16 protein-coding genes are annotated in these 22,407 nt (G+C 71.6%); all 16 read left to right on the top strand.

Annotation, left to right across the window (positions count from 1 at the left end; translation table 11 throughout):
• Positions 1–16 precede the first annotated feature (16 nt).
• A complete protein-coding gene (locus BUE48_RS02200; RefSeq protein ID WP_286988592.1) occupies positions 17–1,252 on the top strand; it encodes a metallophosphoesterase family protein in 1,236 nt (411 codons plus the stop codon).
• The gene (locus BUE48_RS02205) at positions 1,252–4,701 is read left to right on the top strand and encodes a YhaN family protein (RefSeq protein ID WP_286988593.1); all 3,450 of its coding nucleotides are present in this window, start codon (positions 1,252–1,254) and stop codon (positions 4,699–4,701) included. Before BUE48_RS02200 ends, BUE48_RS02205 begins: the two co-directional genes overlap by 1 nt.
• Positions 4,702–5,325: 624 nt before the next feature.
• Positions 5,326–5,469 carry a hypothetical protein gene (locus BUE48_RS02210; protein ID WP_169312980.1) on the top strand — a complete coding sequence of 48 codons (144 nt, stop codon included), beginning with the start codon at positions 5,326–5,328 and terminating at the stop codon, positions 5,467–5,469.
• Between the two features lie 266 nt (positions 5,470–5,735).
• Complete coding sequence (locus tag BUE48_RS02215) at positions 5,736–6,671, top strand: hypothetical protein (RefSeq protein WP_012850827.1); 936 nt, start codon at positions 5,736–5,738, stop codon at positions 6,669–6,671.
• A gap of 900 nt (positions 6,672–7,571) precedes the next feature.
• Complete coding sequence (locus tag BUE48_RS02220; RefSeq protein ID WP_012850828.1) at positions 7,572–8,630, top strand: ABC transporter substrate-binding protein; 1,059 nt, start codon at positions 7,572–7,574, stop codon at positions 8,628–8,630.
• On the top strand, positions 8,627–9,532 hold the full coding sequence (locus tag BUE48_RS02225) for an ABC transporter permease (protein ID WP_012850829.1): 906 nt from the start codon (positions 8,627–8,629) through the stop codon (positions 9,530–9,532). Before BUE48_RS02220 ends, BUE48_RS02225 begins: the two co-directional genes overlap by 4 nt.
• A complete protein-coding gene (locus BUE48_RS02230; protein WP_012850830.1) occupies positions 9,529–10,356 on the top strand; it encodes an ABC transporter permease in 828 nt (275 codons plus the stop codon). The genes BUE48_RS02225 and BUE48_RS02230 overlap by 4 nt, the downstream gene beginning before the upstream one ends.
• A gap of 1 nt (position 10,357) precedes the next feature.
• A complete protein-coding gene (locus BUE48_RS02235; RefSeq protein ID WP_286988594.1) occupies positions 10,358–11,458 on the top strand; it encodes an ABC transporter ATP-binding protein in 1,101 nt (366 codons plus the stop codon).
• Positions 11,459–11,479: 21 nt separating this feature from the next.
• Positions 11,480–13,084 (top strand): thiamine pyrophosphate-binding protein, encoded by a 1,605-nt coding sequence (locus BUE48_RS02240; protein ID WP_286988595.1) that lies wholly within the window; start codon positions 11,480–11,482, stop codon positions 13,082–13,084.
• Positions 13,081–14,046: a C-terminal binding protein gene (locus tag BUE48_RS02245; RefSeq protein WP_286988596.1), complete on the top strand. Its 966-nt coding sequence runs from the start codon at positions 13,081–13,083 to the stop codon at positions 14,044–14,046. Before BUE48_RS02240 ends, BUE48_RS02245 begins: the two co-directional genes overlap by 4 nt.
• A gap of 85 nt (positions 14,047–14,131) precedes the next feature.
• On the top strand, positions 14,132–14,755 hold the full coding sequence (locus BUE48_RS02250; protein ID WP_012850834.1) for a TetR/AcrR family transcriptional regulator: 624 nt from the start codon (positions 14,132–14,134) through the stop codon (positions 14,753–14,755).
• A 132-nt stretch (positions 14,756–14,887) separates the two neighbouring features.
• The gene (locus tag BUE48_RS02255; protein ID WP_286988597.1) at positions 14,888–16,051 is read left to right on the top strand and encodes an acyl-CoA dehydrogenase family protein; all 1,164 of its coding nucleotides are present in this window, start codon (positions 14,888–14,890) and stop codon (positions 16,049–16,051) included.
• Between the two features lie 11 nt (positions 16,052–16,062).
• Positions 16,063–18,135, top strand: coding sequence for an acetate--CoA ligase family protein (locus BUE48_RS02260; RefSeq protein WP_286988599.1), 2,073 nt, complete (start codon positions 16,063–16,065; stop codon positions 18,133–18,135).
• A gap of 223 nt (positions 18,136–18,358) precedes the next feature.
• The gene (locus BUE48_RS02265) at positions 18,359–19,168 is read left to right on the top strand and encodes an SDR family oxidoreductase (RefSeq protein ID WP_012850837.1); all 810 of its coding nucleotides are present in this window, start codon (positions 18,359–18,361) and stop codon (positions 19,166–19,168) included.
• Positions 19,165–20,616 carry an aldehyde dehydrogenase family protein gene (locus tag BUE48_RS02270; RefSeq protein ID WP_286988601.1) on the top strand — a complete coding sequence of 484 codons (1,452 nt, stop codon included), beginning with the start codon at positions 19,165–19,167 and terminating at the stop codon, positions 20,614–20,616. Before BUE48_RS02265 ends, BUE48_RS02270 begins: the two co-directional genes overlap by 4 nt.
• Positions 20,613–21,554, top strand: coding sequence for a DMT family transporter (locus BUE48_RS02275; protein WP_286988602.1), 942 nt, complete (start codon positions 20,613–20,615; stop codon positions 21,552–21,554). Before BUE48_RS02270 ends, BUE48_RS02275 begins: the two co-directional genes overlap by 4 nt.
• Positions 21,555–22,407 lie beyond the last annotated feature (853 nt).

The raw sequence follows: 22,407 nt of genomic DNA on the forward strand, positions 1-22,407 counted from the left end.
GCGAAGGAACCCGCCGGTGAAACTGCTGCACGCCGCAGACCTCCACATCGACAGCCCGCTGCGCGGTCTGGCCTCTTACGAGGGCGCGCCGGCGCAGGAGCTGCGCACCGCTTCGCGGCGGGCACTGGAGAACCTGGTCGAGCTGGCCCGCACCGAGGATGTGGACGCGGTGCTGCTGGCCGGCGACATCTATGACGGGGACTGGCTGGACTACCAGACCGGGCTGTTCTTCGCCCGGCAGATGTCGGCGCTGGGCAAGGCCGGAATCGACGTCTACTTGATCTCCGGCAACCACGACGCGCAAAGCTCGATCACCCGGCGGCTGCGGCTGCCCGGCAACGTCCGCGTCTTCGACACCGCGCAGCCGCAGACCTTCCGCGACGAACGGCTCGGCCTGGCCGTGCACGGGCAGGGCTTCGCCCGGCGCGAGGTCAAAGACAACCTGGCGGTGCGGTATCCGGCCCCGTTGAGCGGGCTGTTCAACGTCGGCCTGCTGCACACCGCGCTGACCGGACGGGAAGGGCACGAGGAATACGCCCCGTGCAAGGTCGGTGAGCTGCAGGCCAAGGGCTACCAGTACTGGGCGCTGGGCCACGTCCACACCCGTGAAGTGGTCTGCGAAGACCCCTGGATCGTCTTCCCCGGCAACATCCAGGGCAGGCACGCCCGCGAGACCGGCCCCAAGGGCTGCACCCTGGTGACGGTCGACGACCTGCAGGTGACCGGGGTGGAGCACCGGGACCTGGACGTGGCCCGCTGGGAGCACCTGCGGGTGGACGTCACCGGCGCCGAGGACCTGGACGAGGCCGCCACGCTGGTGGCCAAGCGCCTGCGGGACCTGCCGGCGGAGCGGTTGCACGCCGTCCGCGTCAGCCTCACCGGCCGCACCCCCGCCCATCTGGAGCTCAACCGGGAACGGGAACGGCTGGTCAACCAGATCCGCCTCATCGCCACCGACCTGGGCGCGCTCTGGGTGGAAAAAGTGCGGGTGGAGACCCGGCCGCCGGACACCCCGGGCGAAGGGACGGCCGGGCTGCTGGCCGACCTGCAGCGCACCGCGCGGGAGCTGCGCCTGGACCACGGCCGGCTGCACGACCTGGTCGCCCGCAGCGAGCTGCTGCGCAAAGGACTGCCCGCCGACGTCGCCGAGCGGGGCGGCATCGACCCCGGCGACCCGCAGTGGCTGACCCGCATCGCCGAGGAGGCCATGGACCTGCTGGCCGCCATGGTCGCCGAGTCCCGGGAGACCTGATGCGCATCCTGCGCTACGACCTGACCGCCTTCGGGCCCTTCACCGGGCTGTCGCTGGACCTGGCGGCGCCCGGGGTGCACCTGGTGGTCGGCCCCAACGAGGCGGGCAAGTCCACCGCCCGGCACGCGCTCGGCCAGCTGCTGTACGGCATCGACGAGCGCACCCCGTATGACTTCGTGCACGCCAAGCGGGACCTGCGGCTGGGCGCGCTGATCGGCCGCCGCGACGGCGGCACGCTGGAGATCGTCCGGGTCAAATCCCGCAAGGCGCCGCTGCGCACCCCGGACGGCGACCCGATCGACCAGTCCGTGCTCTCGGCCGTCCTCGGCGGGATCGACCGGCAGACCTTCACCGCCGAGTTCGCCCTCAGCAGCACCGAGTTGCGCGAAGGCGGCAAAGCCCTGGTGGCCGGCAAAGGGGAGCTGAGCCAGGCGCTGGCCGCCTCCCGCTCCGGGCTGCGCCTGACCCGCGTCCAGGAGGCCATCAAGGCCCGCATGGAGGAGCTGTACAAGCCGCGCGGCACCAGACCGGCCATCAACACCAAGCTCAGGGAGCTGAAGGAGACCAACGCCCGCAAAAGAAAGGCGTCGCTGCGCCCCGACGACTACCTCGCCCGGGAACGGGAGGTCGAACGGGCCCGGCAGGAACTGGAGCGGCTGAAGAAGGAACTGCTGGATCTTCGTGCCGACCATCTGCGGCTGGAACGGCTCGACCAGGCCCTGCCCCAGCTGAATCGCCGCCGCCATCTGCTGGAAGAACTCGACCGGATCCGCGCCGAGGGCCCACTGGCCCCGCCGGATGCGGCCGAACGTTTCCCGCACCTGATGGAGGAGCTGCGCCAGGCCCGCCGCAGCGAAGAACAGGCCGGGACCCGGATCGAGAACATCGACCGGCAGCTGGCGGAACTGCACGTCGATGAGACGCTGGCGGCGCACGCCGACGCCATCGAGGCCCTCTTGCAGGACATGGGCGCCGCCCAGGAGGCCGCCGAACGGCTGGAGCACCTGGCCGGGAGGGCCGCCGAGCGGCGGGAGGAGGCCGCCGCCCTGCTGGCCCGGGTGCACCCGGACGCCGCCCTCGCCGACGAGCGGCGCTACCGCATCCCCCAGGCCGTCCGGGAGCAGGCCCGGGAACTGAGCGAAAGGCGCACGGCCCTCGACGCGGAGCTGCGGGAGCGGCGGCAGGCCCGCGACGACCGGCACCGCAAGCTGCAGCAGGCCCGGCGGCGCCTGGCCGGGCTGCCGCCCGTCCCCGACGACCGGCCGTTGCGCTCGGCCCTGGACGCCGTCCCCGACGACCTGCTCCACCGCCTGACCACCACCGCCGCAGAGGTCAACCGGCACCGCAACCGGGCGGCCGCGATCCGGGAGCGGCTGGGGCTGCCCGAGGACGGGGCCGTGGCCGTCCCCTCCCGCGAGCAGGTCGATGCCCACCGGCAGGAGGCCGACCGGATCGCAAACGACCGGCGCAACCTCGCCGACCGCATCGCCGAGCTGACCGAACGCCTGGAAGAACAGCGGCTGGAACTGGAGGGCCTGCGCGCCCACGACCCGCCGCCCACCCCCGAGGACCTGGCCGCGGCCCGCACCCGGCGCGATGAGCTCTGGGACGGCCTCCCCGGCACCGAGTCGGAGTACCTGCGGGCCGTCCGCCACGCCGACGAGATCGCCGACCGGATGTTCCGGGAGGCCGAACGGGTCAACCGGCTCCGCGAGACGCGCCTGGCGATCGAACGGGACGAGCGGAGACTGGCCCGCCTCCAGGCCGACCACGACGCCCTGGCCTCCCGGGAAGCGGAGCTGGAGGCCGCCTGGCGGCGCCTGTGGGAGGGCTACGCCGGCCCCGTCCCCCCGCCCGAGGCCGCCGCGGACACCTTGGAGGAGGTGCGGCGGCTGCAGGAGACGCAGCGGGAGGGGGACGACGCCGCAGCCCTCTTCGAGGCGCTCGCCGACCGGGCCGCCCGCCATGCGGCCCGGCTGCGGGACCTGCTCGACCATCCCGCCGGCTCCGACGACCCCTGGACCGAGCTGCCGGAACTGCAACGGCTCGGCCGGCAGCGGCTGGAGGAGTGGCAGGAGACGGCCGCCGCCTGCGCCGCCGCCGAGGAGAAGGTCGCCGCCGAAGAGCACGAGCTGGAAGAGGCCGAGGCCGCCTGCGCCCACTGCGAGCGGCGGCTGGAGGAGTGGCGGGAACGCTGGGAGCGCCTGCTCGGTGAGGCCGGGCTGCCCGCCGGCCGCGAGCCCGTCGGCGCGCTGGCCGACCTGGACCTGCTGGCCAGGGCCGAAGAGGCGCTGGCCGACGCCGACCGGATCGACCGGGAGGCGCAGGAGGCCGAACGGAAGGTCGCGCGCTTCCACGAAGAGCTGACCCGCCTGGCCGACCGGTGCGGCAGGGAGGTCCCCGCCGACCCGGCCGAGCGCCGCCTGCTGGTCCGCGCCCTCCACCAGGACGCCAAGGACAACCGGGACCGCGCCGCAGAACGCGACCGGCTGCGGCGGGACCGGGAGGAGCACCGCGCAGAACGCGACCAGGCCGCCCAGGCCGTGGCGCTGCTCCAGGCCGAGCTGGAAGAACTGATGCGCGCCACCGGGGCCTGTTCGGTGGAGGAACTGGACGCCGCCGTCCGCCGCCGCGACCGCCACACCGAGCAGGAGCGCAAGCTCAAGGAGCTCACCGAGACCATCGTCTGCGGCCCCCACTCCCTGGAGGAGCTCATGGCGGAGGCCGCGGAGACCGACCCCGTCCGGCTCCGGGCCGACCTGGAGGAGCTGTCGGGACGCATCGAGGAACTGGAGAGCCTGCGCACCCGGCTCCAGGACACCTTCACCCGCAGCAAGGCCGAGCTGGACCGGCTGGACGGCTCCGCCGAGGCGGCCCAGGCCGCGGCCGAGGCCGAGACGCTGGGCGCCGCCCTGGTCGAGGAGGCCGAAGAGTACCTGCGGCTGGAGATCGCCCACGCGATCCTGCTGGAGTGCGCCGAAACCTACCGCAGCGCCCAGCAGGACCCGGTGCTGGAACGGGCCGGGCACCTGTTCGGCGAGCTGACCCGCGGCCGTTTCAGCGGCGTCGAACTCGACCCGGACGAAGACCCTCCGGTCATCGTGGCCCGCCGCAGCGGCGGTGAGCTGCTGCGCGTCCACCAGCTCAGCGAGGCCACCGCCGACCAGCTCTACCTGGCGCTGCGCCTGGCCTCCCTGGAACGCTACGCGCAAGAGGACCGGGCCCTGCCGTTCACGGTCGACGACATCTTCATGACCTTCGACGACGCCCGCACCCGTGCCGCCCTGCGGGTGCTGGACGGCATGGCCGACCGCTTCCAGGTGATCGTGTTCACCCACCACGAGCACCTCGCCGCCCTCGCCCGCCAGGCCCTGCCGCCCGGCCGCGTCCACGTCCACACCCTGCCGGAGTACCGGCCCGGGGAGCTCGCACCGGCGGCGGGGGCCTGAGGCCTTCCCGCCGCGCCGGGACGAAACGGGCCCGGCCGTCGGGGTGCCGTGCGACCCCGCGGCGTCCGGCGGGAACACCGGGCGGCAAAGGCGGCTTCGGCTCACCGAACCGCAGACGGATGTGCTCTTCGCCCCCGGGCCGCCGCGCCACGGCGGGCCCGACCAGCAGGGTCAGCGCCGGGCCGGGCGCGGTGAGCAGATCCCGCGCGGCGCTCGCCACCTCTTCGTCGACCACCCGGCTCATCAGCCAGAACGCGACCGCTCCGGACGGGAAGAGGGCGGCGAAGAACAGCAGCGGCGCATCCCGCCACAGGCTTCCGGCGTGCACGCCGAACGGCCCTGCCTTTGCCGCGACGGCCTTCCCCGGTGGTCGCCGCCTGTGTGCGCGATCTCGGCCGAGTGCCGCTTCCCCTGCGCGTCGGTCCACGATCCATGGCACGTCCAGCCGGAACGCGAGTGCGAGCATCTTTCGATCGTCACGCGCACCTCCTGGCCCAGGAGGTGGGTGTGGACCGCCGTCCCCGCCCACAGGAAGGGAACGGCCAGGAGGATGCCCCTCCGGCGCAGGGCCGACCCGATCAACCGGCCGGGGGCCGCCGCGTAAGGGCGGGGTCGATGTCACGCATGAACACCATGGTCGAAAAGCGCGGTGCGCTTGGGAAGACCGCCGGTGACGGCCGTTTGCCCAAAGCCGTGGGCCGTCGCCGTTCCGGCATGCCGTTCTGGCAGGTCAAAACGGGTTCACCGCAGCCGGAGAAAACGCCGTGAGCTGGAGATACGCCATCCAGGGCGCTGCGTGCCGAAGCAGGAGCCATATCTTGAAGAAGACCTGGTCTCGATGAGATGCCGATATGTGCCGGGAAGTTCGGATTCAGGGGTTCCCGGCCGCGCGTCCCCTCAAGTTAAGGGATACATCCCCTCATGTTCGGGGTGGTTTCCCGATGTGCCCCCCATGTACCGATCTGCACCCTGGGGGTGCGAACACAGCAGATCGGCACGGGGTTTTCCGCCCCGGAAAAGACGAAGGAAGAACCATGAGGGGGAAGACGATCCGCTCTCTTGCGGTGGCGGCGCTGGGCCTGGGGGGCCTGGCGGCACTGGCCGGCACCGCCGAGGCGGCCCGGGCCGGTGCCCTGGCGGCACCGAAGATCACCGGGGTGGTGCGGGTGCCGGCCGAGTCGGCCGATCCGGAGTCGGACAAGAAGACCGCCGTGGCCACCTGCCCGGCGGGTAAGCGCGTCATCAGCGGCGGCGGCTGGGTGAGCGCGGAGCAGAGCGGGGACGTCGCGAAGCTCGCGCTGATCGAGCTGAGGCCCTTCTACAGCTCTCAGGTCGGGTCGAGCGGGTACCACGCCTCCGCCGTGGAGACCTCGGTCGTGCCCAGCGCCAAGTGGAAGGTCCACGCATACGCGGTGTGCGCCGACATCTCCTCGCTGAAGGGCTGGGACCTCAGGCTCGACTACACCGACACGACCGACCGGCCCAAGCACAGCAAGGAGGTCGGCTGCGCGGATCCCGCCAAGCAGCGGGTGGTCGGCACGGGCGCCGTGGCCGTGACCGCCCGGGGGCAAGAGGACAAGGTCACCCTGCAGATCGCGCGGCCCTCGGCGAACGGCGACATCGCCCGGGCCCAGTCGCAGAAGGTCGACCCCGCCTACACCGGCCTTCACCGGCTGGACGTTTACGCGATCTGCGTGGACAAGCCCCAGGGCTACGAGGTGAAGGTCGCCCCGTCCCCGCAGAAGGACTCTGAGAGCATCAAGGTCGCTTCGGCGAACTGCAGCAGCGGCCGGCGGCCGCTGGGCGCCGGCGGCGGGATCTCCAACGTCGCCCCGCCCCACATCTCGCTCAAGCGGATCATCCCGAGCAACCCCGACGAGGGCTACGCGCAGGTGATCGCGGGTGAGCACACCCCGACCAACGCGAACTGGGACTTCATCACCGCCTACGCCATCTGCGCCGCCAAGTGAACCCCGTCCCGGGCCAGTGGCTCATGACCTGACCCGGTGAAACGGCCACCGGGCCCTTCCCGGCAGTCCACGAGGACGACCGGGTACGGGCCCGGTGGTCTCCTGTTTTCATGGCGCGGTCCCCGCCGTGCCGGCTCAGGCGAAGCGCCGTCTCCGCCGCGCCCACGGCCTTTCGTTCCAGGACGGGTCCCTGACCTTGACTGGGGACCTGTCTGCAAGACCTGAGACACATTACGTCTCGGCTCTCAAGAAGCCGGGTGGCCTTCCTGCGGGCGCTTTCGAGCCGCAGACCTCAACCATGGTCGAGGTCGACTTTCCGGAACCGGGATCGCGACGGTGCCCACCGCACATGCCGGCCTCCCGGATGAGCGGTGGAAGCGCGCATCGTGCAGAGATGATGTGAACCTTTTTCAATCCATTGCTCCGAAACCTCGGGCAAGAGCCCTGGACAACGAATAGAACCTTTTTCAGTGCCCGGCCTTCGGCGCCGAGGACGAGTTCCGGCGGCGCCCGGTTCCGCGCCGTCCCGGCTCGCCGCATCGCTCCTGGCGACGCCCTTTCGGCCTCGAAAGACGGGCGGCCCCGCGCCGGACCGTGGTGTCTCCACATGACGCCGGGGCGAGATCCGCAGGCGCCGGTCCTGCCCGGTCGGCCGGCCGCCGGCGGCCCCACGTCCGGAGCCGCCGCCCGGCCGTCCGGGCCGGGAAGCCGCCCGCCCCGGACGGCCCTCCCAGAGCCCTCCAGCCCCGATGGGATCGGCCTTGGAGAGCCGTGAGCTGGGGCGATGCGGGAGGACTTCGGCAAAGAAGTCGCTGGTGACCCCCTTGACATCGGACGTGTCATACGTCACGGTGTACGCACTTAACTGACGCATCAGTCAAAGAACTGGCGGGAGGGTCGATGAAGACCAAGTTGCTGGCCATCGCCTCGGTGACGGGTCTGGCCGTCGCGCTCAGCGGCTGCGGCGGCGGTGACTCGGGCGGGTCCGACTCGACGCTCACGGTGACCATGTGGGGCGGCGCTGCACAGAAGGCCCACGTCGACTCCTACTTCACCCCGTGGGCCGAGGCCAACGGCGTCACCATCAAGCAGGACTCGCCGACCGACTACGCCAAGATCAAGGCGCAGGTGGAGGCGGGCAAGGTCACCTGGGGCCTCACCGAGGTGGAGCCGAACTTCGCCAACACCGCCTGCGAGTCGGGCCTGCTGGAGAAGCTCCCGCAGGACATCATCGACAAGGCCAAGGCCTCGGGCGTCGCCGAAGAGCAGATCGGCGAGTGCGCCATCCCGATCCTGCAGTACTCCTTCACGATCGCCTACAACACCAAGACCTTCTCCGGCGATCACCCCAAGACCTGGGCCGAGTTCTTCGACACCCGGCGCTTCCCCGGCAAGCGGGGCTTTTGGAAGTACGCCACCGGCGGCATGTTCGAGGCCGCGCTGCTGGCCGACGGCGTCAAGCCCGACGAGCTCTACCCGCTCGACATCGACCGGGCCTTCAAGAAGCTGGAGACGATCAAAAAGGACATCGTCTTCTACGACACCGGCGACCAGATGACCCAGATGCTGGCCAGCGGCGAGGCCCCGCTGGTGCAGGCCTGGAGCGGCCGGATCTACCAGGCCCGGCAGGAAGGGGAGAAGGTCGCCAACGAGTGGAACGAGAACCTGGTCTCCTACGACCAGATCGCCGTTCCCAAGGGCTACCCGAACAAGGAACTGGCCTTCCAGTGGATGCGCTGGTTCCTGGACAACCCCAAGGCCCAGGCCGCCGATGCCGACGCCTCGATCTACGGCCCGGCCAGTGAGAACGCCCTCCAGTACGTCTCCGCCGACGTCCGCAAGGAACTGCCCGGCCACCCGGCCAACGCCGAGAAGGCCATCGGCCTGGTGAACTACGACTACTGGGCCGAGCACTACGACAGCGTCACCGAGCGTCTGAACGCCTGGATCGCCCAATGACCACTGTGGCCACCGATTCGTCGATGGACACGATGCAGGGCCGGCCCCGCCCGTTGCGGCTGCCCCAATGGCTGCGCTTCGACGGGTGGGGCGCCCTGGTCCTGCCGCTGCTGCTGTTCCTGATCCTGATCTTCGTGGCGCCGCTGGTCGTCATGCTGTCGCGCAGCCTGACGGACCCGAGCCTCGGGCTGCAGAACTACCGCGACCTGTTCGCCAACTCCGTCTACCTGCGGGTGCTGGGCAACACGTTCCTCATCGCGACGATCGTCACGGCGGTGACGCTGGCGCTGGCCTACCCGTACGCCTACCTGATGACGCTCGTCGGCCCCACCTGGCGGATGATCATGCTGGGGCTGGTGCTGGTGCCGTTTTGGACCAGCATCCTGGTGCGCAGCTTCGCCCTCGTGCTGTTCCTGCGGGACACCGGCGCCTTCAACGCCACCCTCCAGTCGCTCGGCGTCATCGACGAGCCGATCCCGCTGATCCGCACACTCCCCGGCGTGGTGTTCGGCATGGTCCAGGTCGCGCTGCCGTTCGCGGTGCTGCCCATCTTCGCGACCATGCAGAACATCGACCGGCGGCTGCTGCTGGCGGCCGAGTCGTTGGGCGCCCGGCCCTCCGGCGCCTTCTGGCGGATCTTCGTCCCGCTCAGCGCGCCCGGCGTCGCGGCGGGACTGCTGCTGACCTTCATCCAGGCGCTCGGGTACTACATCACCCCGGCGCTGCTCGGCGGCCCGAAGAACATGATGATCGGCGAGCTGATCGTGCAGCAGGTCAGCAGCGTGCTCCGCTTCGGCTTCGCCGCCGCCCTGGCGACCCTGCTCCTGGTGACCACCCTCCTGCTGCTTTTGGTGGCGAGCAGGTTCGTGGACCTTCAAAAACACCTGATGCGGCAGACATGACCAAGATCCTCACCCGTACCGGGCTGGCCGTCCTCGCCGCCCTGATCGGCGTCTACCTCATCCTGCCGATCCTCATCGTCGTCCCGATGTCCTTCTCCGACAGCTCCTTCCTGTCGTTCCCGCCGGAGAAGCTGTCGCTGCGGTGGTTCCGCAACCTCGTCGACGACCCGGTCTGGCTGGAGTCGGCCTGGGCGAGCCTGAAGGTGGCGCTGGCGTCGTCGGTGTGCTCGGTGGTGTTGGGCGTGCTGGCCGCTCTCGCCCTGGTGCGCGGACGCATCCCGTTCCGCAACACGATCATCGCGGTGCTGCTGGCCCCGCTCATCGTGCCCTACGTCATCATCGGCCTGGCCGCCTACATCGCCTTCCTCCAGCTCGGCCTCACCCAGACCACGCTCGGCTTCGTGCTGGTCCACACCTGCCTGGCCGTCCCCTATGTCGTCATCAACGTGGTGGCGGGGCTGGTCGCGGTGGACCGAAGGCTGGAGATGGCCGCGATGAGCCTGGGCGCGGGCCCGGTCACCACCTTCTTCCAGGTGACCCTCCCGCTCATCCTGCCCAGCGTGCTGGCCGGCGGGCTGTTCGCCTTCTTCACCAGCTGGGACGAGGTGGTGACCGCGATCTTCCTGTCCGGCCCGGAGGTGACGACGCTGCCGGTGCAGATGTGGTCGGGCATCCGGGTCCAGATCGACCCCACCGTCGCGGCCATCTCCACGCTGGTGCTGCTGGTCGTCTTCGGCTCGTTCCTCATCCTCGGCCTGACCCGGCTGATCCGCCGCCTCGCCCGCCGCCGGGTGACGGGTCCCGCAACGAACACAGGTGCATGACATGACCGCAACGCTCCAGACAGCCTCTCCCCGGAAGTCGACCGGAGCGTCGATCTCCATCGACGCGGTGAGCAAGAAGTACGGCGACAACACCGTGCTCGAGGCGGTCGACCTCGACATCCGGGCGGGGGAGTTCCTCACCCTGCTCGGCGCCTCCGGCTCGGGCAAGTCCACCCTGCTGAACATCATCGCCGGCTTCATCCGGCCCAACTCCGGAACCGTCAAGGTGGACGGCCGGGACATCACCTCGCTGCCGCCCCACAAGCGCGGTTTCGGGATGGTGTTCCAGCACTACGCGCTCTTCCCGCACATGTCGGTCGCCGACAATGTCGCCTTCCCGCTCAAGCGGCAGAAGGTCGCAAAAAACGAAATCCGCACCAGGGTCGCCGAGGCCCTGGAAATGGTCGAGCTCGGCCATCTCGGCAACCGGCGGCCTGCGGAGCTTTCCGGCGGCCAGCAGCAGCGGGTGGCGCTCGCCCGGGCCATCGTCTTCCGCCCCCGCGTGCTGCTCATGGACGAGCCGCTGGGCGCCCTGGACAAGCTGCTGCGCGAGCAGCTCCAGCTGGAGATCCGGCGGCTCCACCAGGAAATGGGCATCACCTTCGTGTTCGTGACGCACGACCAGGACGAGGCGCTGATGATGTCCGACCGCATCGCCCTGCTGCGGAACGGGCGCATCGTCCAGCTCGGCACGCCCGAGCAGCTTTACGCCGAGCCGAACTGCCGCTACAGCGCGGAATTCGTCGGCGCCTCGAACATCTTCACCGGAACGATCCAGGCAAACGGCTTCATCGACGACGCCGACGGTCAGCACTACCGGATTCCCGAAGGCGCCGACCGCGACGGCAGGTCGCTCATGATCCGCCCCGAGCGCCTCCACATCGCCACCGAGACCGCCTTCGTCCCCGAGAGCATGAACCGGGTCGAGGCGATCGTGGAGGACTGCATCTACCTCGGCAGCAGCCGCACCGTGCAGCTGCGCACCCCCGCGGGCCGGCGGCTGCTGGCGCGCACCGACGTCCCCCGCGTCCCGGACGGGGTCGTCCCCGGCGCCCGGGTGCACGCCTACTGGGACGTTCACGACTCCCGCGTCCTCGACTGACCTGGAAGGACTCAAAGCGGCATGGCGACGATGACGGGCGGCGAGGCGCTGATCGCGGCACTGGCCGCCCACGGCGTGGACACGATCTTCGGGATTCCCGGCACGCACAACCTCTCGGCCTACGCGGCCATGAAGCGGCACGGGATCCGGCACATCTCCCCGCGGCACGAGCAGGGCGCCGGGTACGCCGCCGACGGGTACGCCCGCTCCTCCGGGCGGCCGGGCGTCTGCCTGACCACCACCGGCCCGGCGATCCTGAACGCGGCCTCGGCCGCGCTGCAGGCCTACTCGGACTCGGTACCGGTCCTGTTCGTCTCCCCGGGCATGCCGCTGCGTCACCCCGGCCGGGGCAACGGCCTGCTCCATGAGGTCAAGGACCAAAGCGGAGCCATGGCCGCGATCCTCGGCCGAAGCCACCGGGTGACCAGCGTGGCGGAGATCCCGCTCGCGGTGGCGCAGGCGTGGACCGACCTGACCGGCGGCCGGCCCCGCCCCGTCCACCTGGAGATCCCGCTCGACCTGCTGGAGGAGCGGGCGGAGGTGACCGTGGTCGATCCCGTCCCGGCCACCGCGTGCACCCCCGCGCCGGAGTCGGTCACCGCCGGCGCGGCGGCCTGCGCCGGTGCCCGCCGCCCGGTGCTCGTGGTCGGCGGGGGAGCCAGGCGGGCCGGCGCGGAGGTGATCGCCCTGGCGGAGGCCGTGGGGGCCCCGATCCTCGCCACCTCCAACGGCAAGGGGATCGTCCCCGAGGACCACCCGCTCTTCGTGGGCGCGGGGCTGCAGCACCGCTGCGTCCTGGACCTGATGGACGACAGCGACCTGGTCATCGCGGTGGGCACCGAGTTCGCCCCCTCCGACTGGTGGATCGGGCTGCCCGACCTGTCCGGCAAGGTGCTGCGCATCGACGTCGACCCCGCGGGGATCGTCACCAACGTCGTCCCGGCGGTGCCGGTGGTGGGGGACGCCGCGGTCGCGCTGCGCGCCCTGCGCGCGGAACTGGACCGCCCGGCCCCGGCCGGGGCGGCGCAGCGGGCCGCGCAGTGGCGGGACCGGCACCGGCAGGCCGCCCGCGCCGAGGGCGAGCCCTGGCTGCCGATCGTCTCCGCGATCGCCGAGGCGCTGCCCCGCGACGCGATCGTGGCCGCCGACAGCGCCATGGCCTGTTATTACGGCGCGCTGTCGAACCTGCCGCTGCACCGGCCGGGCGCCTTCCTCTACCCGACCGGGGCCGGCACGCTCGGGTTCGGCCTGCCGGCGGGCATCGGCGCCAAGATCGCCGACCCGGACGCCGCGGTGCTCGTCCTGCAGGGCGACGGCGGCACCATGTTCACCGTCGCCGAGCTGGCCGCCGCGGCCGAGCTGGGCATCGCGCTGCCGGTCGTCGTCGTCGACAACGGCGGCTACGGCGAGATCCGCAACGAGATGGCGGACCGGGGCGAACCGGTCCACGCCGTGGCGCTGGGCCGCCCCGACTTCCCCGCGCTCGCCCGGTCGCTGGGCTGCCATGGCGTCCGGGCCGCCGACCCCGCCGAGCTGACCGGGGCGGTCAAGGCCGCCCTGGAGGCGGACCGGCCCACGCTGATCCACGTCCGTGAGGAAAGCCGCGCCGCCAGGGGCATGGCATGAGGAAACCCGTCGCGGTCTACACCGACGTGGTGGACACCGACCCGGCCCCCGGGGTGAAACTGCTGGAGGAGGCCGGGTTCACGGTGCGGTTCGCCGCCTCCGCGGCGCCCGCCGACATCGTGGCCGCCGCCGCGGACGCCGACGCGCTCCTGCTCGGCTACGCCGAGATCGACCGGCCGCTCCTGGAGGCCCTGCCGGCGGTGCGCATCGTCGCCACGCAGTCGGTGGGCTATGACATGGTCGACCTGGACGCCTGCCGGGAGCGCGGCATCTGGGTCACCAACGTTCCCGGCGCCGCGACCGAGGAGGTCGCCTCCCACGCGCTGGCCATGACGCTCGCGCTCCTGCGGGGACTGCCCTACCTGGATCGCGACGTCCGGGCCGGGATATGGGACGGCACCCGGCACGATCTGCGGCGGCTTTCGGAGGTGACCGTCGGCGTCGTCGGGCTCGGCCGCATCGGGCGGCGCTATGCGGAGTACGTCCGCCCGCTCGTCGGCCGTGTCGTCGGCTACGACCCCGCCGTCACCGCCATGCACGGCGTCCAGTGGCTGGCCCTGGACGAGCTGCTGGCCTGCAGCGACGTCGTGAGCCTGCACCTGCCGCTCACCGCACAGACCCGGGGGCTGCTGGATGCGCGGCGGCTCGGTCTGATGCGCGAGGGCGCGTCGCTGGTGAACGTGTCGCGCGCCGGTCTCATCGACCACCGTGCGCTTGTGCGGTGCCTGGACGAGGGGCGCCTGTCGGGTGCGGCGCTCGATGTGCTGCCGCAGGAGCCCCCGGAGCCCGGCGACCCGATCCTCGCCCATCCCCGGGTGCTCCTCACGCCGCACGCCGCCTACCTGTCGGCGGCCAGCAGCCGCGATTACGTCCTCCAGCAGGCCGAGAACGTCGTTCTTTGGCATGCCCGGGGCAGGCCCGTCTCCGTCGTCGTGGAGGGACGTCCGATGGCACCGAGATGATCTTCGCGCCGAATGCCGGCCGGCGCTGGACCGAGCCGTGATCGTCTGACAACCTGACCCATACAGCCACACGAGGTGAGAACGGATGCCACGCCCGAGCGTTGAAGCCGAGCGCCGCGAGCAGATTCTCAAAGCGGCGTGCAGGGTCATCAGTGAAAAGGGCTACAAGGCGCTGCGTGTGACTGATGTGGCCAGGTACGCCAAGCTCAGCGCCGCACTGGTCCACTACTACTTCGAGACCAAGCGCGACCTGGTGCACGCCGCGTTCGAGTGGAACTTCTCCCGTTCGCTGGAGCGGCGCAAGTCGATACTGGACCGGCACTCCAACGCCCGGGACCGGCTGCGCGCCTTCATCGACTCCTATCTGCCGCGCGATGAGGAGACCGAGGCCGCCTGGCGGGTGTGGGCCGAAACGTGGGTGGAGGCCCTGCACGACCCCGACCTGCGCAAGCTGAACGAGCGGATCTACGGCGAGTGGCGGAGCATCATCACCGAGATCATCCGCCTCGGCCAGGCAGAAGGGCTGATCGTGCCGGGAGATCCGGTGCTGCTGGCCAACGTGCTGGTCAGCACGATCGACGGGCTGGCGATCCAGGCCCTGGTCGGCTCGGAGCACATGACGATCGCCCGCATGCAAAGCGTCTGCGACCACTTGGTGAAGACGATGTCCGTGCAGTCCGCCGAGCCGGTTCAGGCCGCCCTCGGCTGATCGCGCCCCCTGACCGGGGCACCCGCGCGGACCTGCGGCGATTCCCCTCTTGACAGCGCACCGAGCGCTGTCCCACGATCATCAAAACATAACTGACGGATCAGTCAAATATTCGGAGCAGGAGCCCCTTCCGTGTTCTACGAGCTCACCGACGGGATCGAACTGACCGACGAGCAGCGCGAGTTCGTCGCCCTCGCCCGCGACTTCGCCCGCAACGAGATCCGCCCCCGCGCGCGCGAGGTCGACGAGGCCGACACCGAGGCGCCCATGGACCTGTGGTACAAGGCCGCCGAGGTCGGGCTGACCTCCTACATGCTGCCCGCCGAGTACGGCGGCGGCGGCGTGACCGACCTGGTCACCCAGTGCCTGGTCCAAGAAGAGCTGTGCCACGGCGACATCGGCATCGCCAACTTCCTCACCTCCAGCTCCTTCTTCGCCGACCCGATCCTGGAGCTGGGCACCGAGGAGCAGAAGAAGAAGTGGATCACCCCGCTCACCGGCTCTGAACCCCCCGTCACCAGCGTCGCCGTCACCGAGCCGGGCGTGGGCTCGGACGCGGCCGGCCTGCAGACCCGCGCCGTCCGCGACGGCGACCACTACGTCCTCAACGGGGTGAAGACCTGGATCTCCAACGCCCCGCTGTCGCAGTACTTCGTGGTGTTCGCCACCGTCGACCCCAGCAAGCGCGCCCGCGGGGTCACCGCCTTCCTCGTCGAACGCGACCGCGAGGGCGTCACCGTCGGCGCCCCCATGAAGAAGTACGGCCAGCGCGGCACCCTCAACGCCGAGGTCTTCCTGGAGAACGTCCGCGTCCCCGTGGAAAACCGGCTCGGCGAAGAAGGCAAGGGCTTCTACGGCCTGATGCGCACCTTCGACGCCTCCCGCATCCTCATCGGCGCCGCCGCCACCGGCCTGTCCCGGGCGATCCTGGAGGACGCCGTCCAGTACGCCAAGGAGCGCACCCAGTTCGGCAAGCCGATCATCGAGCACCAGGCGGTGGCCTTCCGGCTGGCCGACATGGCCGCCAAGACCGACATCTCCCACCTGGTCACCATGCGGGCCGCCCGGCTGTTCGACGCCGGCAAGCAGGTCACCGCCGCCTCCGCCATCGCCAAGGTCGTCGCCTCGGAGAACACCACCTGGGTGGCCAACGCCGGGCTGCTCACCCACGGCGGCTGGGGCTACTCGCGGGAGTTCATGGTCGAAAAGTGGCTGCGGGACGCCAAGCTCGAAGAGCTCGAGGAAGGCACCTCCGACATCCAGCGCCTCATCATCTCCCGGTCCCTGGCGAAGTGAGCGGAGCCCCCGTGTCCCTGTCGGTCTTCTCCGACCCGGCATCCGTCGCCGTCGTCGGCGCCTCGGCCGATCCCGCCAAATGGGGCTACTGGATCGCCCGCGGCGCCCTGCGCGGCGCCCACCGCCGGGAAGTGCACCTGGTCAACGCCAAAGGCGCGGTCATCGAGGGCGTCCAGTCGGCGCGGTCGCTGTCGGAACTGCCCTCGGTGCCGGAACTGGTGGTGCTGACCGCCCCCGCCCGCACGATCCCCGCCGTGATCGACGAGGCCCTGGCCCTCGGCGTCAAGGGCTTTCTGGGGATCACCGCCCACATCGACGCCGCCAACGGCGAAGCGGGCCTGGAACGGCGGCTGGCCGAACGCATCCGGCGGGCCGGCGCCCGCATCGTCGGCCCCAACTGCCTGGGCCTGTACGACGCCGGCAGCGAGCTGGAGCTGGCCTGGGGCACCTTCGTCCCCGGCAGCATCGCGATCGTCTCCCAGTCCGGCCAGCTCGGGCTGGAGCTCGCCGGGCTCGCCGCCCACGCCGGGCTGGGGGTCTCCCGCTTCGTCTCCATCGGCAACCAGGTCGACGTCACCGCGGCCGAGCTGCTGGAAGACCTGATCTCCCACGAGACGACCCGCACGGTCGTGCTCTACCTGGAGAACTTCGGCGCCGGCCGGGAGCTGGCGGCGGTCATGGCGCGGCTGCGGCAGGCGGGCAAGCACGTCATCGTGCTCACCGTGGGCGCCAGCGACGCCGGCCGGGCCGCGGCCCGCTCCCACACCGGCGCCATGACCGCCGCCACCGACGTGGTCGCCGCGGCCTGCCGGGCCGCCGGCGCGGCCTTCGTGGAGACCCCCGCCCAGGCGATCGACCTGGCGCACCTGCTCATCGACGGCCCGCTGCCGGCCGGCGACCGGGTCGCGATCGTCAGCGACAGCGGCGGCCAGGGCGCCATCGCCGCCGACACCCTCAGCCGCCACCGCCTCACCGTGCCGGCCCTCTCCGAAGGCACCCGGGCCGCCGTCGCCGCCCTGCTGCCGGAGGGCGCCGGGACGGCCAACCCCATCGACCTGGCCGGGGCCGGGGAACAGGACCTGGCCACCTACGCCCGCCTGGTGGACGTGCTGCTGGGCAGCGGCGAGGTCGACACGGTGGTGCTGTCGGGCTACTTCGGCTGCTACGGCGCCGACACCCCGTCCCTGGTGGACCGGGAACTGCAGGTGGCCGACGCCATCGCCGCCTCCGCCGCCCGGCACGGCCGCCCGGTGATCGTCCACAGCATGAGCCACGACTCCCAGGCGGTGCGGCGGCTCCGCTCCCGCGCCGTCCCCACCCTGTTCACCATCGACGCGGTGGCCAGGTCACTGGGGATCGCGGCCGAGTTGGCGCGCTCGGCGCCGGCGGACCCCGCCCGCCTGGCCGCCCCCGCCGCCCCGCTCGGCGACACCGGCAAGGCCCTGCCCTACCTGGCGGGACGGGACCTGCTCGCCAAGGCGGGCCTGAGCTACCCGCGCGCCATCGCGGTCTGGACCCCCGAGGAGGCCGGCACCGTGGCGCGCTCCATGACCGGGCCCTTCGTCCTCAAAGCCGGGTGGCTGGAGCACAAGACCGAACTCGGCGGCGTGGCCGTCGGGCTGCCCGACGCCGACGCCGTCCGCGCCGCCCTCGCCGACATGATCTCCCGGCTGGGGGAGGGCGACTACGTCCTGGAGGAGATGGACACCCGCACCGGCGCCGTGGAGCTCATCGTCGGCGCCCGGCGGGATCCGGCCTTCGGACCGGTCGTCCTGGTCGGCCTGGGCGGGGTCACGGCCGAGCTGTACCGGGACGTGGCGCTCGCCCTCGCCCCGGTGGACGTGGCCGAGGCCCGCCGCCTGCTGGAATCGCTCGCCGGGCTGCCGCTGCTCACCGGGTTCCGCGGCCGCCCGGCCGTCGACGTGGACGCGGTCGCCGAGAGCGTGGTGGCCGTGTCCCGCCTCATCGCCGAGGACGGTCGCGTCCTGGAGTGTGAGGTCAACCCGCTGCGGGTCGGTCCCGACGGGGCGATCGCCGTCGACGCCCTCGTCGTGGCCGCCGCAGGGGACCAACCCGATTGGTGAACCCCTTTCCATCACCTGGTCCCGGGGGCCGGGGCGGGCGCGTCGCGACGGCATCGAACGCCGCCGGCCCCCGGGACCGCCCGGTGAGCCCTCCCGGAAGCGGCCTTGTCAGACCCCGGGGCCGGGGCCGGCCACGTCCCCGGGCCGGTCCAGCGGCCCCGGCCCCGGCCCCACCTCGCGTGAACAGGCGTGCCGAAACGGCACGGTAAGGAGACATCAACCCATGACCGAGAAATCTCCGCTCGCGGAGTTCGACGGGCGGCTCGCCATCGTCACCGGCGGCGGATCGGGCATCGGCCGCGCCATCGCGCTGCGCTATGCCGCCGGGGGAGGCGACATCGTCGTCATCGGACGGCGGCCCGAACCCCTGGAGGAGACCGCCCGCATGGCCGAGCGCTTCGGCGTGAGGGCCTCCGTCATCCCCTGCGACGTGCGCGACGCCGACGCCCTCACCGAGGCGATCGACGGCGTGGCGGCCGAGCACGGCCGCATCGACGCGCTGGTGAACAACGCCGCCGGCAACTTCGTCTGCCCCGCCGAGAACCTCTCGCCCGGCGGCTGGCGCGCCGTGGTCGACATCGTCCTCAACGGCACCTTCTACGCCACCCGCGCCGCCGCCCGCCACATGCTCGCGTCTGGGGGCGGCGCCATCCTCAACGTCATCGCCAGCTACGCCTGGCACGGGCACCCCGGAACCGTCCACAGCGCCGCGGCCAAGGGCGGCGTCCTCGCCATGACCCGCACCCTCGCCTCCGAATGGGGCGGCCGCGGCATCCGCGTCAACTGCATCTCCCCGGGCCCCACCGAGACGGAGGGCGCCGGGGCCGCGCTGTGGCCGACCGACGAAGACCGGCGCCGCGTGCTCGCCAGCGTCCCGGCGAACCGGTTCACCACCCCTAAGGAGGTGGCCGAATCGGCGGCGTTCCTGCTCGACCCGCAGCGCGCCGCCTACATCAACGGCGCCGTGCTCTCGGTGGACGGCGGCCAGTGGCTCGGCAAGGTCATCTACTCCGACTCCTCGGCACGTTCATGAGCGACCCGAAGACAGCCGGCGGCCTTCGCCCCGAGTGGGCGCGCTCGCAGGTGTACATCGGCGGCCGGTGGCGCGAACCGGCCGCCGGGCGGATCACGCCGGTCGAGAACCCGGCGACCGAAACGGTGATCGGGACCGCCGCGGACGCCGACGCCGCGGACGTCCAGACCGCGGTGTCCGCGGCGGCGGCCGCCTTCCCCGCCTGGTCGAGCCTGCCGCCGGCCGGGCGGCTGGAGGCGCTGGAGCGGTTCCACGCCGCCCTGGAGCGCCGCCGGCACCTGCTGGTGGAGACCACGGTCGCCGAGGTCGGCGCGCCGGTGCGGGTGGCGCGGGAGGCGCACGTGGACACCGGGCTGGCCGTGCTGCGCGCCTACCTGGACGCCGCCGCGGAGGTGGCCTGGGAGGAGCGGGTCGGCAACTCCCTGGTGGTGCGCGAGGGCATCGGCGTCGCCGCCTGCATCACCCCGTGGAACTACCCCTTCTACCAGGTCCTCGCCAAGATCGGCGGGGCGCTGGCGGCCGGTGCCGCGGTGGTGCTCAAACCGGCCGAGCTGACGCCGCTGTCGGCGTACCTGATCGCCGATGCCGCCGACGAGGCGGGCCTGCCCCCGGGGGTGTTCAATCTCGTTCCCGGGACGGGACCGATCGTGGGGGAGGCGCTGGTGGCCCACCCGGCCGTCGACGCGGTGTCCTTCACCGGGTCCACCCGGGTCGGCTCCCACGTCGCGGCCCTTGCCGCCGCCACCGTCAAACGCGTCAGCCTGGAGCTGGGCGGCAAGTCCGCCAGCATCATCCTCCCCGGCGCCGACCTCGAACCGGCCGTCCGGGCGTCCGTCGAGGCGGCCATGCTCAACTCCGGCCAGACCTGCACGGCGTGGACCCGGCTCCTGGTGCCGCGCGCCGCCTTCGAAGCGGCGCTCCGGCTCGCCGCGGCGCGCGCCGAAGAGTTCACGGTCGGCGACCCGACCCGGCCCGAGACGGACCTCGGCCCTCTCGTCTCCGCGGCCCAGCGCCGCACCGTCACCGGGTTCATCGAACGGGCCGCCGCCGGCGGCGCCCGCATCGTCACCGGGGGCCCGCAGCGCCCCGCGGGCCTTGTACGCGGCCACTACGTGCAGCCGACCGTCGTCACCGACGTCGCCCCCGACGCCGAGATCGTCCAAGAGGAGGTGTTCGGCCCCGTCCTGACCGTCCAGCCCTATGAGGACGTCGACGAGGCGATCACCCTCGCCAACGGCACCCCCTACGGCCTGGCCGGCGCGGTATGGGGAGACCGGGACGCGGCCGTGGCGGTCGCCCGCCGCCTGCGCACCGGCCAGGTCGACATCAACGGCGGCGCCTTCAACCCGGCCGCCCCCTTCGGCGGCTACCGGCGTTCCGGAAACGGCCGCGAACTGGGACGGTGGGGGATCGAAGAGTTCCTGGAGACCAAGGCCCTGCAACTGTGACGCCGATACCCGCCCGACACGACCTCCGCGGGGCGCTGGCCATCGGCGCGCTCGTGGCCATCACCGCGATATGGGGCTCCACCTTCCCCATCTCCAAGGACCTGCTCACCCGCCTGCCGGTCCCGGACTTTCTGGCGCTGCGGTTCCTAACGGCCGCACTGGTCGTCGGTCTCGTCCGCCCACGGGCGCTGCCGCGCGCCGGATGGCGGGTGATCGGCGTGGGCGCCGCGCTGGGGCTGCTGTACTTCATCGGCCAGTACCTGCAGTTCGTCGGCCTGCAGCACACCGCCCCCACGGTGTCGGCGTTCGTGGTGTCGATGTACGTGGTGTTCACGCCTCTGCTGGCCGCCCTGCTCACCCGGAAACCACCCTCACGGCGCACCGTCGTCGCCACGCTCCTCGCGACCACGGGCGTCGCCGCCATGTCCCTGCGCGGCTTCGCCCTCGGCTGGGGCGAGATGCTCACCCTTTTCGCCGCCTCGCTGTATGCCGCCCACATCCTCGCCCTGGAACGCTGGTCACGAGCCCAGATCGCCTACACCCTCACCGTGGTCCAACTGGGCACCATGGGCCTGGCCTTCCTGGCCGTCGCCTCCATCGACGGCTTGCAACTACCGGCGACCCGGGACGTCCCGGTCTTCCTCTACCTGGCACTCCTGGCCGGCGGCCTCGCCCTGCTCGGCCAGACCTGGGCCCAGGCCCACCTGCCGGCCCCAACGGTCTCGATCACTTTGGTCCTCGAACCGGTATGGGCCGGCATCATCAGCGTCCTTTTCTTCAACGAACGCCTGGACGCCCGGATCATCATCGGCGCAGCCCTCATCCTCTGCGCCCTGCTCGTCATCACCGGCCGCGCCCGGAACGCACCTCAAGACGGCCTCCGCCGCCCTCAACGGCGAAAAGTCCCACGGGTGCCGCTCCTCAGACGATCACGCTGACGGCCGGAGCCCTGGTGAGACGCGCGGCGGCACGGCTGGGACGGAACGCGCTGAGTCGCTGTCCGGACGGCGATGCGTTCCCGCACAGAGGGCTCATGTCGGATCACCGGTCTTTCACCGGCGGCGCGGTCCCACCGCTGCCCGGGTGGGCCATCGCGCGCCCCGGCTGCTGGAACGTCTGCACAAAGGCGCTGGCGGGCCGCCGCGGACGCGTTCGTGTCCCGGCTGCAGCTCCCCTGGCCGTGGTGATCGACAGCCTGCGCGCGGAGCAGGCCGGCTTCGCGACCGGTCTGCTCGAACGCGCCGGCCCCGGACTGCACCTGATCATCACCGCCCGCGGGCGCCGCAGCTTGGTGTTTTGGGCGGCGAAGGAACCGCTCTTCCAGCCGGTGCAACTCCCTCCTCGACCAAAGCCTGCACTCCCGGCGCAGGGGCGAGACCATCAACGGCGACGGTTTCAGCCTCGCAGAGAACCTCAAAACACGTCGGCTCTCATGACGTGTGGGACACTTCGCCGAGTGCTGGTGCCTGAGTGAGAAGCAGCCGGACGGCAGCGTGTTTTCCGAGTATCGGCGATCCGGCGGCGCTTGCTGAGGAGCGCTTTACCTCACGCGCTGCGTGCACCGCTTGATCGGCCTCGGGAATTGGCCGGCACTCGTGCCTTTGACAGCCGAACGGCTTGCAGGACGCCAAAGCGGAAACACTGTGGCGGGGTCGAACCGCCGATCTTCCGCTTTTCAAAAGTGATGATCCCGCACTCCAGCCACGTCAGCCGTGCGCACAGGACTGCCGGGGTGTGCCGCAGGTCGGCGATGGCTGTGTACGTTGCCGTCACCAGCATCCGCGTAATTTG

Source organism: Thermomonospora sp. CIF 1 (assembly GCF_001896795.1).
Lineage (GTDB): Bacteria > Actinomycetota > Actinomycetes > Streptosporangiales > Streptosporangiaceae > Thermomonospora > Thermomonospora curvata.

What these genes read in the sequence shown, in the direction of transcription:
- BUE48_RS02215 (WP_012850827.1), top strand. Translation starts at nt 5,736, where the DNA reads ATGAGGGGGAAGACGATCCGCTCTCTTGCGGTGGCGGCGCTGGGCCTG.
- BUE48_RS02240 (WP_286988595.1), top strand. Translation starts at nt 11,480, where the DNA reads ATGGCGACGATGACGGGCGGCGAGGCGCTGATCGCGGCACTGGCCGCC.
- BUE48_RS02270 (WP_286988601.1), top strand. Translation starts at nt 19,165, where the DNA reads ATGAGCGACCCGAAGACAGCCGGCGGCCTTCGCCCCGAGTGGGCGCGC.
- BUE48_RS02250 (WP_012850834.1), top strand. Translation starts at nt 14,132, where the DNA reads ATGCCACGCCCGAGCGTTGAAGCCGAGCGCCGCGAGCAGATTCTCAAA.
- BUE48_RS02265 (WP_012850837.1), top strand. Translation starts at nt 18,359, where the DNA reads ATGACCGAGAAATCTCCGCTCGCGGAGTTCGACGGGCGGCTCGCCATC.
- BUE48_RS02245 (WP_286988596.1), top strand. Translation starts at nt 13,081, where the DNA reads ATGAGGAAACCCGTCGCGGTCTACACCGACGTGGTGGACACCGACCCG.
- BUE48_RS02235 (WP_286988594.1), top strand. Translation starts at nt 10,358, where the DNA reads ATGACCGCAACGCTCCAGACAGCCTCTCCCCGGAAGTCGACCGGAGCG.
- BUE48_RS02230 (WP_012850830.1), top strand. Translation starts at nt 9,529, where the DNA reads ATGACCAAGATCCTCACCCGTACCGGGCTGGCCGTCCTCGCCGCCCTG.
- BUE48_RS02205 (WP_286988593.1), top strand. Translation starts at nt 1,252, where the DNA reads ATGCGCATCCTGCGCTACGACCTGACCGCCTTCGGGCCCTTCACCGGG.
- BUE48_RS02210 (WP_169312980.1), top strand. Translation starts at nt 5,326, where the DNA reads ATGAACACCATGGTCGAAAAGCGCGGTGCGCTTGGGAAGACCGCCGGT.
- BUE48_RS02225 (WP_012850829.1), top strand. Translation starts at nt 8,627, where the DNA reads ATGACCACTGTGGCCACCGATTCGTCGATGGACACGATGCAGGGCCGG.
- BUE48_RS02220 (WP_012850828.1), top strand. Translation starts at nt 7,572, where the DNA reads ATGAAGACCAAGTTGCTGGCCATCGCCTCGGTGACGGGTCTGGCCGTC.